Source organism: Paraliobacillus sediminis (assembly GCF_003426055.1).
The window spans coordinates 1,032,570-1,045,287 of sequence record NZ_QJSI01000002.1; the positions used below are offsets into that span (position 1 = coordinate 1,032,570).

12 protein-coding genes are annotated in these 12,718 nt (G+C 37.9%); 3 read left to right on the forward strand and 9 right to left on the reverse strand.

From position 1 onward, the window contains the following. Positions 1–287: 287 nt before the first annotated feature. From D2K60_RS11200 to D2K60_RS11220, 5 genes are all read right to left on the reverse strand, one after another. Complete coding sequence (locus D2K60_RS11200; RefSeq protein ID WP_117170075.1) at positions 288–632, reverse strand: YxeA family protein; 345 nt, start codon at positions 630–632, stop codon at positions 288–290. A gap of 91 nt (positions 633–723) precedes the next feature. Continuing rightward, positions 724–2,625 (reverse strand): ABC transporter permease, encoded by a 1,902-nt coding sequence (locus D2K60_RS11205; protein WP_117170076.1) that lies wholly within the window; start codon positions 2,623–2,625, stop codon positions 724–726. Continuing rightward, positions 2,600–3,364, reverse strand: coding sequence for an ABC transporter ATP-binding protein (locus D2K60_RS11210; RefSeq protein WP_117170077.1), 765 nt, complete (start codon positions 3,362–3,364; stop codon positions 2,600–2,602). The genes D2K60_RS11205 and D2K60_RS11210 overlap by 26 nt, the downstream gene beginning before the upstream one ends. A gap of 85 nt (positions 3,365–3,449) precedes the next feature. Beyond that, positions 3,450–4,451 carry a sensor histidine kinase gene (locus tag D2K60_RS11215; protein WP_117170078.1) on the reverse strand — a complete coding sequence of 334 codons (1,002 nt, stop codon included), beginning with the start codon at positions 4,449–4,451 and terminating at the stop codon, positions 3,450–3,452. Then, on the reverse strand, positions 4,448–5,152 hold the full coding sequence (locus D2K60_RS11220) for a response regulator transcription factor (RefSeq protein WP_117170079.1): 705 nt from the start codon (positions 5,150–5,152) through the stop codon (positions 4,448–4,450). The genes D2K60_RS11215 and D2K60_RS11220 overlap by 4 nt, the downstream gene beginning before the upstream one ends. 289 nt (positions 5,153–5,441) lie before the next feature. Here D2K60_RS11220 and D2K60_RS11225 point away from each other — a divergent pair, with 289 nt between their 5' ends. Next, the gene (locus tag D2K60_RS11225; RefSeq protein ID WP_117170080.1) at positions 5,442–7,181 is read left to right on the forward strand and encodes an ABC transporter ATP-binding protein; all 1,740 of its coding nucleotides are present in this window, start codon (positions 5,442–5,444) and stop codon (positions 7,179–7,181) included. Positions 7,182–7,498: 317 nt separating this feature from the next. Here the strand turns inward: D2K60_RS11225 and D2K60_RS20915 are convergent, their stop codons facing one another. Then, a complete protein-coding gene (locus D2K60_RS20915; RefSeq protein WP_338048368.1) occupies positions 7,499–7,594 on the reverse strand; it encodes a putative holin-like toxin in 96 nt (31 codons plus the stop codon). Between the two features lie 404 nt (positions 7,595–7,998). After that, the gene (locus D2K60_RS11230; RefSeq protein WP_117170396.1) at positions 7,999–8,955 is read right to left on the reverse strand and encodes a tRNA dihydrouridine synthase; all 957 of its coding nucleotides are present in this window, start codon (positions 8,953–8,955) and stop codon (positions 7,999–8,001) included. Positions 8,956–9,379: 424 nt separating this feature from the next. On the opposite strand from D2K60_RS11230, the gene D2K60_RS11235 reads away from it, so the two are divergent. Beyond that, on the forward strand, positions 9,380–10,081 hold the full coding sequence (locus D2K60_RS11235) for a class I SAM-dependent methyltransferase (RefSeq protein WP_117170081.1): 702 nt from the start codon (positions 9,380–9,382) through the stop codon (positions 10,079–10,081). Positions 10,082–10,143: 62 nt separating this feature from the next. On the opposite strand, the gene D2K60_RS11240 is transcribed toward D2K60_RS11235, so the two are convergent. Further along, positions 10,144–10,905, reverse strand: a complete 762-nt coding sequence (locus tag D2K60_RS11240) for an SDR family oxidoreductase (protein ID WP_117170082.1) — start codon at positions 10,903–10,905, stop codon at positions 10,144–10,146. Positions 10,906–11,090: 185 nt separating this feature from the next. Here D2K60_RS11240 and D2K60_RS11245 point away from each other — a divergent pair, with 185 nt between their 5' ends. Further along, positions 11,091–11,678 (forward strand): TetR/AcrR family transcriptional regulator, encoded by a 588-nt coding sequence (locus tag D2K60_RS11245; RefSeq protein WP_420818818.1) that lies wholly within the window; start codon positions 11,091–11,093, stop codon positions 11,676–11,678. 61 nt (positions 11,679–11,739) lie between these two features. Here D2K60_RS11245 and D2K60_RS11250 read toward each other — a convergent pair whose 3' ends face one another. Beyond that, positions 11,740–12,618 carry an ROK family protein gene (locus tag D2K60_RS11250; RefSeq protein WP_117170083.1) on the reverse strand — a complete coding sequence of 293 codons (879 nt, stop codon included), beginning with the start codon at positions 12,616–12,618 and terminating at the stop codon, positions 11,740–11,742. Between the last annotated feature and the right edge of the window lie 100 nt (positions 12,619–12,718).

Sequence of the window (12,718 nt, forward strand, 5' to 3'; positions counted from 1 at the left end):
TCCAAAGTTAAGGTTGACTTGTTGCATCTTTTTTAATCATTATTGCGTTTCATCTTACGAAATTCAAGGAAAATGCATCGTAGTGATACTTTGTTACCCGCTTCTCAAATGAAATACCCTCCGCTTCTATATAAGCTATAGGTTGTGCTCACGGAAAGCGAGGCCATCCTGACATAGCGGGATGAGACTATTTACGTCGAAATTTATGGTTGTTTCGCTGCATATAAAGTTCAATTAAAAAAAGGCTTCAACCAAAAATGATTGAAGTCTTAGTCTCGTCTATCATATTACTTATCAAACTTATCTTTTACATCCTCAGGCAATTCTTCTGCCTGAACTTCTTCGTAACCTTTCACAAAGGCTCCTTTTGCGGTTATCTTTAAAAATGCATTTTCCTTTAAATCTTTTATTGCACTAAATGCTAATTCTGTTTTCTTCCCGTCTTCATGGTAGCCAGTTAAATCGTAGTAATATCTATCCTCATCTATAACAGGCTCTTCATTTATTTGGACATAAACATTTCCAATAGTAAGAAACGGATTGAAACGATCTCTTTCTGCTGGATAAATCGAAAAAACACCAACGATGATAACTACAAAAGCAATAACAATAAACCCTACTGTTTTTTTCAAATTTCCCCTCTCCCTTATTTTACAATTCAGATAAGACTTGATTTATTCCATAAAAGGAAGCAGAGAACCGTCCCCTGCTTCCTTAACTTCTTTAAAAGACCATTCTCTTTACTTGCTTCACATAAAGAAATCGGACAATCAAGAAATAAATCACTTGAATCAAAGCAAAACTTCCTAATACAAGGGAAGATTCTACCATTAAATTGTAATTAAACAAACGGGACAAAGCGAAAAGGGCAACAGAACCATGCACTAATGCGACAACAATTGGTGAGAAAAATAGAATCGCGATTTGTCTGTTGACTACCTTTTGAAGCTCAGATTGTGTCAATCCAATTTTGGCAATGGCTTGGAACTTGCGCTTTTCTTCGTCCAAATCTGTAAATAAGCGAAAATAGAGAAAGCTACCAGCCGAAACAAAGAACACAATTCCGATAAACAAGCCAATAAAAAGAATAGGTCCATATGCTTTGTTAATTTCATAAATGGTATAATCCGTGATAAACGTTTTATACTGTAAATCGCCATCTAAGTTATTTATTTTTCTGCCCGCCTCAATTAATTGATTCGTTTGTCCTTCTTCCGGTTTCCATGTGCCACTATAGCTCTTACTTTCAGGTGATCCAAGTTGCTCGAAAACCTTGTCATTCACCACATAATACCCATAACTATTTGTTGGTAATACAGCTGATTCTACTACTTTTGTAGGTTGAAGTTCTTGCCCGTTTTTTAGTTGTACACTCGCTTCCATTAACCCTCCACTAGCTTTTGGACCCTCTTCCACGAACTCACCCTCACCACTACTTTGTTCCACTACAATGGCCTCATTCCCCTTTGGATGCAATTCCTTGTCACCAATAAATGCTGCAAAGCGATTGTAGTCAGAAGCGCTTAAGATTAATACATTTCCATCAGCTATCTCATAATAGTTCAGCTCCAGCGATTCCATCTTTGCATCAACGCTTTCCTCCTGCAAGATAGCATTTATTTTTAACATATCTTCCTCGATTACTGCTTTACTGTCATTAAGAAACGGGCTATACGTGATCGGATAGGTATCCTTTGTTCCGTTGATTATCGATTGAAATCCAAATAAAGAACCAATCGCACTAAAAGCAACTGTTGAAATGATTGCCACCATAAAAAATGTCCTTGCATTATCCTTCAATCGGAAGGATAAGTCAGAGAATAAGAGCATATTTGTTTTCCGCCAAAAGATCGACGTATTATTTTTCAAAAGCCGGATAACATACACACTTAATTGGGTAAATAAGAGATAGGTTCCAAGTGTTACAACTAAAATAACTGGAATCATAGCATAAACAACATAGATACCCTCAACCAAAGTAACCGTAACATATCCCGTGATTAGTAGGAGTGCTGCGAGCACCGATAGCGTAACAGATGCTTTTGGTTCTCCTTTAGATTGTTTATCCCCTTTCATTAAATTAACGAGTTTTTTCGTACGGAGAATAAACGAAACAAATATCGATATACAGAAAAATAGAAATAGAAAACTACTGAACGTCACAACAATTGCTAGTGTTGGAAAATAAAAATCCAGTGTTTCACTAATAATCAACACGTTTTCAGCAATTAAAAGAATCCCTTTTGCAAATACCAAACCGATTAGGATTCCACCAACTGTTGCGAAAAAGCCGATTAAGATATTTTCCAAAAATACCATTAGACGGATCTGTTTATTAGAAGCACCAAGCATAATTAACAAGCCAAACTCTTTCTTTCTCGACTGTAAAAAAGAACTCATCGAGTATAGGACAAAAAAGAAAGAAAACACATAAATGATTGCTCCAGCAACACCTAGTCCCATTAGTATGTTTTTATTGATCACACCTCCTGAAAACGCTGGATGGAATGCAAAGATGGCAAAAGTGAAGAATACCATCACCGTGAACATACTGCTAAGGAGGTACGCAATATACAGTCGTTTATTGCGCAATACATTATTAAACGCGAACTGTCGAAAATTCATTACCGTCGCCTCCCATCAAGGAAAGCATATCAATTATTTTCTGGAAGAATGCTTGTCTACTCTCCCCACGATGAATTTCGGAATGCAGTTTCCCATCTTGGATAAAAACAACTCGGTCGGAATAGCTTGCCGCTTGTGGATCATGCGTTACCATTAACAAGCTCGTTTGTTCCTCCTTATTAATGGCTCCAAGCATTGCCATGACGTCCTTTGATGCTTTTGAATCTAAGTTACCAGTTGGTTCATCGGCTAACAGTAGCTTTGGTTGATGAATCATCGCCCTGGCAATGGCTACTCGTTGTGCTTGACCACCAGATATTTCGTAGGTGCGTTTTTTCATAATTGGAGTAATACCAAGACTCTCCGCAATTTTATCCGCTTTTTCTTTCATGTCTTTAACTCGCGCACCATCTAGTGTCAATGGTAAGACGATATTTTCTTCGACAGTTAGTGTATGCAGTAAATTAAAGTCTTGGAAAACAAATCCAAGTTCAGTTCTGCGGAATTTAGCTAACGCATCTTTCTTAAGCTTATGTGGATTTTTCCCTTCGACTTCAACTTGTCCAGTAGTAGGTGCATCGTTGGTGGAAATAATATTTAGTAATGTTGTTTTTCCGCTACCGGATGGACCCATAATGGCAACAAATTCACCTGTTTCTATTTCTAAACTAATATCTGTAAGGGCACGGTAGGCCACTTTCCCTTCGTAAACCTTACTTACATTTGTAAGTGTGAGCATAATCATCATTCTCCTCTGCTAAGTTTCTACAATAAGTATAGCCGAAGCACGCAGCCTTAAACTATCGATTATCCTTTCACTAATCTTACATCGTTGTAAGGTTTTGTGTGGTTGAAAAAATGATTCGAATCGTCGTTCCCTCTTCCATCTCTGATTCCAATTCAATCCCGTGCTCTAGCTTTTCAGCTACTTCTTTTACCAAGTAAAGCCCCATCCCTGTTGATTCCCGATATTTCCGGCCATTTTCACCGGTGAAAAATTTATTAAAAACCCGCTTCTTGTCCACAGTTGGAATACCAATCCCAAAATCTTTCACTTCAAGGATTGCTTCCCCTTCCCTTTCATAAACGGACAGGAGAAGATGCTTCGCTTTTCCAGTAGAGTATTTGACAGCGTTCTGTACAAGTTGTGTTAATAGGAAGAAAAGCCACTTCTCATCAGTCTGTACTGTTATACCTGACCTATGTTCCTCTAATTGTGGATACACTTGATGCCGGATGTAAAAACGCTTATTTTCTTGATTCACTTCATGGATTAGCTTCGATAGGGGGACTGGCTTAATCTGAAAATCTTCTGCAATTGTACGAAGTCTCGCCATATAAAGAACAGTATTTAAGCCACTACGCATCCGGTCTGTTTCCTCGCGAATGCTAGAGGATTCAGGTTCGTCTAATGTTTGTGCAGTTAATTCAATGACAGAAAGTGGTGTTTTCATTTGGTGCACCCAGCGATCCATAAATAATAAATGCTCATCCTGCCTATCTTCCGCTTTTTGAAATTCTTCTTGGTACAAACGATACTGTCTAAGAAGTAACCGATCGAGCGCTTCAGATATTGACGTTCGTTCCGTAGTCTCGAGTGATTCCACCATTGTTTCCAGTGGATTCTGCAACCTTTGATAGAATTTTTTTCTACTCAAGTACCGATAGATGAGAAATGCTGTTAATAATACGAGGGATAGAAAAAAAGCGTAAATGATTACACCTGTCCCACGATAGCCATCAAGCCAAAAAAGTGTAGGAATCATAACGATTTGGATGAGTTGAAGCACAATGATAATAAAATGGTCACGAAGAAATAGTTTCATGATTTCGCATCAATCCACGTCATGTTTAAACGATATCCTGCGCCTCTAACCGTCTCAACAGCATTTTCTATCCCTAACGCTTGAAACTTATTTCGAACGCGCGTAATGTTTACATTCAACGTATTCTCGTCGACATAGGCTTGGTCATCCCAAAGTTTCTCCAACAAATCCTGCCTACCAGCAACACGAGGATAACGCTCCAGCAACGTTTCGATGATATCGGTCTCTTTTTTTGTTAAGGCAGCTACTTCATCTTTAAATCGAAGTTCCAACCGTTCCGGATAAAAGTGCAAGTCCCCATGACTCAGCACTCTTTCTTGATACTTGGTTGCATATTCCCCGTATGCTCGGCGCATGTGACTTCTGATTTTCGCCATCACAATATCAGGATGAAAAGGCTTCGTAATAAAATCATCCCCGCCATTTTCCAATGCCATGACTTGATCCATCTCACCTGTTCGAGCCGAAATAAAAATCACCGGACAAATAGATTCTTTTCTAATTTGCCTACACCAATAATACCCATCATAACTAGGTAAATTAATATCTAATAATAAAAGATTAGGCTGCACATCACGAAATGTTTCCAATATCCGTTCAAAGTCTTTGGCAACTGTAACTTGATAGCCATATTTTTCAATATAGGAAGATAAAAATTCCGCGATTTTCATATCATCTTCGACAATCATAATTTTCTCCATGTTTGGTTTCTCCTAGCTTAAAGGTTATTTAATATGTTTGGATTAATTGCCCATCTTTTATCTTTCATAAATATTGTTTATCGCTATTCTTTCTGTTATTGTAAGTTTAACTTTAACGTTTCACCATATTTTCACTTACGTTTACTGTACCATAAGTTTTTCCTCAAATACCATATAATAATTAGGATCTATCACACCGACTATCCTTACGTTTTCGTTCACCTCCATTATTTTATAGTTTAGCAGGTACATGATTTAAAAATTACATAAAAAGAAGGTGCTTATTAGCATGACAAAGGAAAAAACAAATACTTTAAAACCTTTTATCTCTCTTATACTATCTACTAAAATACCAAAAATCGCACTGACTCTAGGATTAGTTGGAAGTCTCATTACTACACTAGTAGGGCTTTCTATCCCACTCCTGACAAGAGAAATGGTCGATGGCTTTTCAATGGAATCATTAAATGTTTTTCTAATTGGGATCATCATAGCCGTTTTTATTTTACAGGCAGTCACCGATGGATTATCCATGTATGCCCTGGCATTTGTCGGGCAAAAAATAGTCGCCAATCTTAGAGAAAAAATGTGGTTTAAACTTTTACGCTTACCGGTCCATTATTTTGACAAAAATAAAAGTGGGGAAACGGTTAGCCGTGTTGTCAATGACACTGGAATTGTAAAAGACTTAATCTCTCAACACTTCCCCCAATTTATTGGTGGCATTATTACGATAATCGGTGCTGTTACGATTTTGCTGTTTATGGATTGGAAAATGACGTTATTAATGTTAATTGCCGTTCCAATTACCGTCCTTATTATGGTACCACTTGGAAGCAAAATGTCGAAAATATCGCGTGGTCTGCAGGATGAAACGGCAAGTTTTACAGGAAGTGTGCAGCAAACACTTAGTGAAATCCGTTTAATGAAAGCTTCCAATGCAGAAAACACAGAGGAAAAGAAAGGCCAATCTAGAATTAATAAGCTTTTCTCCTATGGATTAAGAGAAGGACTGATTTTTTCACTGATCGCTCCATTGATGTATCTTGTCGTCATGGTCGTTATTGTCGTCATTATTGGTTACGGAGGAATTCGAGTAGCAGATGGCACGATGACCACGGGCTCCCTTGTTGCTTTTTTACTCTATCTCTTTCAAATCATCTTTCCGATTACATCTTTCGCCATGTTTTTTACCCAATTACAAAAAGCAATGGGTGCCACGGAACGCATTATTGATATATTAAAAATTGACAAAGAGGAAGGCCAAGAAGGAAAAGACTTAGATATCGCCAATCAAGCCATCAATGTTCGAAATGTATCCTTCTCATACAGTGAAGAGGAAGCTGTCATAAAAGATGTTTCCTTTAACGTGCAGCCGGGAATGATGGTTGCTTTTGCAGGTCCAAGCGGTGGCGGGAAAACGACAATGTTCGGACTGCTTGAGCGCTTTTACATCCCAACAACAGGCGTGATTACAATTGGAAACACACCTATTAAAGAGCTGTCTATGCGTTCATGGAGAAGTCAAATCGGGTATGTTTCTCAAGATAGTCCGATGATGGCAGGTACGATCCGTGAAAATCTTTGTTACGGATTAGAAGATCGAACAGATATTACCGACGAGCGTCTATGGGAAGTGGCGAAAATGGCCTATGCAGCAGATTTTATTAAAGAGTTTCCAAAAGATCTTGATACAGAGGTTGGCGAACGTGGCGTGAAAGTATCCGGCGGTCAAAGGCAACGAATTGCCATCGCCCGTGCATTTCTCAGAGATCCAAAAATTTTAATGATGGATGAAGCAACCGCAAGTCTCGATAGCCAATCGGAAGGAATCGTTCAACAAGCTTTGTCTCGTTTAATGGAAGGCAGAACAACCTTTGTTATCGCTCACCGGTTATCAACCATCGTAAATGCTGATAAAATTATTTTTATTGAAAAAGGCCAAATAACCGGAATTGGTACACACCAAGAACTCGTTCAATCACATCAGCTCTATAGAGAGTTTTCCGACCAGCAATTGACTCAATAATGGGAGGAAGCAGGGGACGGTTCTCTGCTTCCTTTAACAGCAGGAGTCAAAAAAAGTTCTTCGGATGTTTTTCGGAAATTCCAAGTATGAACGAGAGAAAAACTATTGCCTGAAAATATATAGAACATGTAGCATTTACAGAAGCATTGATTTATATTTCAATATCAATATGGTATAATTTAATTAAGATTAACAGAAAACTATAAAAAGACCACAGCTACCAACTGTGGCCTTAGATAATCGGTTCCCCCAGAGGGATCGGCTATCTTTGTTAGGAGTAGACCTCACCTAATCACTTTACGGGTAAATAGGGAGGTCTATTTTTTATTGATCATAGAATTGATCAATGCGAGTAATGCAGTCAAGAAAGTGCCAAAACCAATCAGCACCACGAAACTCTCATACATACCCATAGGGATAACCCCATTTCAAGTGGGGTTAGCCGACCGCTCCCTAACAAAACATTATCCTACTAGATTGTACCATAAATAATCAAGAACAGGAACAAGAGTTCTTGATTTTATTCAAATAGAATTGTTCAATATTTTATGTTTTTTATAGGTCACATGCTTTTACTCAAAGTTTTCAAGCAATGTGCGTACTTGATCCGTTGCTCTGTGTTCATCAATTCATTGTGGGTTCGCATAATATAAATATGAATATTCACAAGTACGTGGACGTGGTATTCTCGCTTATCTCTAATATAAAAAAATTGAGTAAAGATCTCTCTTCTCACTCTTAAAACTGCTGAAGGATGTCGCAAAAAAAGAAGTTCATACTTAAACAAGGAAGCAGAGAACCGTCCCCTGCTTCCTTTTCACTCAAAGTTATCGAGCAATGTGCGTACTTGGTCCGTTGTTTCGGTGTTCATCAATTCATTTCGTAATTCACTTGCCCCTGGAAATGCACGAACATAGACTTTAAAAAAGCGACGAAGTGGTTTAAATAGACGGGGTTCAAGTTCGTTCGAATAGTGATCATGGAGGTCAAGATGCAACCTTAATAGATCAAGTAATTCCTCACTAGTAGGCTCTTTCGCATGCTCTTCAAAGGCGAATGGATTTGTAAAAATTCCACGGCCAATCATAACCCCATCAACACCATACTTGTCAACGAGTTCCAAGCCCGTTTGACGATCAGGAATATCCCCATTGATTGTCAAAAGTGTGTGTGGTGCCACCTCATCACGAAGTTTCTTAATCTCTGGAATCAGTTCCCAATGCGCATCCACCTTACTCATCTCTTTTTTTGTACGAAGATGGATCGATAGATTAACAATATCTTGTTCCAATAAGTGTTTAAGCCATTCGCGCCATTCCTCTACATCGGTGTAACCAAGTCTTGTTTTCACACTAACAGGTAATCCACCTGCTTTTGCTGCTTGGATTATCTCTGCGGCAACTTCTGGACGACGGATAAGACCGCATCCCTTCCCATTTGCTGCTACATTCTGGACAGGACAACCCATATTAATATCCACACCACGGAAACCCTCTTCCGCCATTCCAATACTCATTTGTCGAAAATACTCGGGTTCATCTCCCCATATATGAGCCACCATCGGTTGTTCATCTTCTGTAAAAGCTAAACGACCACGCACACTTTGGTGTCCCTTTGGATGACAATAACTTACCGTATTTGTAAACTCTGTAAAAAACACATCAGGTCTAGCTGCTTTACTCACTACATGGCGGAAAACAACATCCGTTACATCTTCCATTGGTGCCAATATAAAAAATGGCCGTGGTAAATCAAGCCAAAAATTATCTTTCATATTCAAACTCAAATCCCCTCATTATTAACGCATCACGTTAAATCTTGATGTAATCCAAAAAAAATATAAAGCAAAGATATCTCTGCTTCAATAACACTTATACCATGATTCAGTACTTTTTATCAACCGAAAGAAAATTTCGATAATTCCATCCTTTAATCATACCAAATAATAGAACAAATAAAAAAGTAAAACGGCCTGTCACGTCCCTTATTGTACCACGGAGGTAAATTTCTATTTCATCAAACCACTCAATTGTTCGCGATTATTTGAAAAGTTCTGCACGGGTTATAGCTGAGGGCTAGCATTTTATTTACACGCCTTAAAGTTTACGGAATTAAATTAACAAAATATGGTTGACTTGTATGATGTTTCATATTAAGCTAGTAGAAATTTAAAAAGCATCTAAAACGGAGGCGAGGAAATGGCAACTACTAATTGGCAAAGACAAGACATTGCAGAACATTATTTAGAACAGATTAGAGGCGGCGTCCCTTATGGCGCTGATCAAGCTAAAATAATGCTTCAAGTAATCAATCATTTCTCCCCTAACCCAAAAAAAATAATCGATTTAGGCTGTGGAAATGGATTTTTAGCTGAAATTTTGCTTAAAACGTATCCAGATGCTCATGCACTATTATTAGATCATTCCGAACCAATGATTCAAGCCGCTACTAAGCATATGAGTCCATACAGTGATCGTTGTGACATTATACATGCTGACCTTAGTAATTCTATTAAAAAATTTGCAACACCAAATTCGATTGATTGTATTGTATCGGGGTTTGCTATTCATCATCTACCACATGAAAGGAAACAGGAGCTTTATAGAGAGATTTATAATCTTTTAACAGATGGTGGGATATTCATAAATATTGAGCATACAGCTTCAGCCACTTCTGAGGTGGAAAAATTATATGATACGCTATTTATAGACCATCTTGCTATTCATAATAAAAGGGATAAGAAAGACGTTGCGATGGAATATCACAGCCGTCCTGATATAGAAGATAACAAACTGGAAAGAGTAGATATTCAGGTTAATTGGCTTAGAGAAATTGGTTTCAAACATCCAGATTGCTATTTTAAGTGGTTTGAACTTGCCGTTTTTGGCGGGGTAAAATGAAGCAGGGGAATGAAGCAGGGGACGGTTCTCTACTTCCAAACCGTCCCCTCCTATAATTTTATTTAAAAAGCTGCTGTCCAACCAGCATCGGCTGTCACTACAGTCCCATTTACAAAGCTAGAATCTTCTGATGCCAAGAATAGAGCAACCTTTGCAATTTCCTCTGGTTCTCCTACACGAGGCATGGCAGCTTGGGCCAATTGCGTACGGCTTGCACCAAATTCATTAAAGCCTTTTACACTCGATGTGATACCTGTTGCAACACCACCAGGAGCAATTGCATTGCAACGGATTCCTTTATTGGCATACATGAATCCTGTGTTTTTAGTTAGACCTACAACAGCATGTTTAGAAGCAACATAAGCGGCTCCCGCATGCGCACCATTTAATCCCCCTGTAGAAGCAGTATTGACAATTATGCCTTTACCTTTTTCCTCAAAGATTGGAATAGCCTTACGCATTGCACGCATTACTGCTTTTGTATTGATATCGAATATCAAATCCCATCGTTCATCTTCTACGTCGCCTACAGCTTCCATTCCATCCATAATACCAGCGTTATTAACAAGAATATCTAATGTGCCATATTCTTTCACTGCAGTATCAATCATATTTTCAACATCAGCCAAATTAGCTACATTTACTTTTACAGCCTTAGCATTTCCACCGTTTTGAGTAATTGCTTCTACAGTTGCCTCAGCACCTTCGATATTAAGATCTGCTACAATAACCTTCGAACCTTCTTTTGCGTACAATTCCGCAATTGCTTTACCCATACCAGATGCTGCTCCAGTTACAACGGATACTTTATCTTTTAATTTCATACAGATCCTCCTTTTTTTAAATGCGCTTACATTATTCAATAGTTGTTTAATATTCAACAACATCTATAGTATAATAAAGAAACACTTGTTGATGCAATCAACAATAATTCTATCTTTGTTTATTAGCATACATTTAAGTATGTATTGATTATTAAGTCTAAGATTTTAAACAGAGGAGGGGGAAAGTGTTGAATACTAATACAACTGGAGACAAAAGAATAAAAAGAACAAAGAACGCCTTAACGCAAGCACTTTTTGCATTAATGGCTACTAAAGCGTTTAAAGATATAACCATTACAGATATCGTTAACGAAGCAGACTATAACCGTGGTACTTTTTATCGGCATTATAAATACAAAGAAGATTTACTTGATGAAATATTAGGAGAAGTTATCGCAGACTTAGCTAAATCTTATAAGGAGCCCTTACGTAATAATAATAAATTAGATATTCGTACGTTAAATGCATCCGCAGTAAAAATATTTGATCATGTATGGGAGCATAAGCACGTATATCAATTAGTCATTAAAGCGAATGCCCTACCAGGATTTCAAAAGCGCATTACTGATGAATTAAATACATTATTACTTCAAAATATTTATCACGCAAAATTAGACGATACAATTAATCTAAACTTATTGTCTAGTTACCAATCCTATGCAATCTTAGGACTGATCATCGAATGGGTAAATGATGATTTCAAGTATTCCCCACCATACATGGCAGAACAGTTAGTTGGGATATTAAAAATAAATCCTACCCTACAAGATTAGCAGGAAGCAGGGGACGGTTCTTTGCTTCCGAAGCAGAGAACCGTCCCCTGCTTCCCCTGCTCTATTCCTTCATATATCCATAAACTGCACCTAATAGATTAGCGTTCTGGCGGAATTTGCATGTTGCGATAGTGGGCTTAACTTTTGCCAAATCAATCATACTTAAAATTCTATCGAGCTTCTCATTTATCCGATCAATTAAGTCCTCTCTAGCACTTACACCTCCACCAATCAATATAACTTCTGGGTCATAAATATATTGAAGATTGTAAATTCCTACAGCTAAGAAGTGATAAAACCGGTCCAATGCATCGATACAAATTTGGTCACCTGTTTCTGCTAATTCAAACACGTCTTCTCCCGAAAGCGTCTCATAATCAACCTGTTTTCGCTTCGCAACATATTTTACTATAGCTTTCGTTGATGCGATTCTACTCCAGACATGATCGCTATTTTCTAAGTCAGTCGTTAGTAGCATGTAGCCAAACTCACCACCGTGTAAATTGTTCCCCTTATGGATCTTACCGTCTTTAATAACAGAACCACCAATACCTGTGCCAATAACCATAACGAGCACATCTTTTTTTCCTTTGGCAGCACCATCCCATACTTCAGCATAGCCGGCGCAATTCGCATCATTCTCTAGATAAACAGATTTCCCTGTTCGTTCTGCAATTAATTCTTTGATATTGGGCCCATGTATAAAAGAAATAGCGCTTGAACCATAGATGATTCCTTCGTCAGATACAGCACCTGGCGCACTAATTGCAATTCCTTCTACTTCACTGTTTCCTTTACTTACTTCATCAATTAGATTGACTAATTTATCTAATGTATCTGGTGTTTTCACTTTATTATTTTCTATAATAGTAGCATTCTCTCCAACAATTCCGTACTTTATAAAGGTCCCACCAATATCAAAGGACAAGTATTTTCGCATAAGTCACTTCCCTTTTAAATTTTAGTAGCTATTTGTTCCTCTTTGATAAAAAGATACTTCACTGCCACATAAGGTGAGGCAGCGAAGCATCTAACTTTTC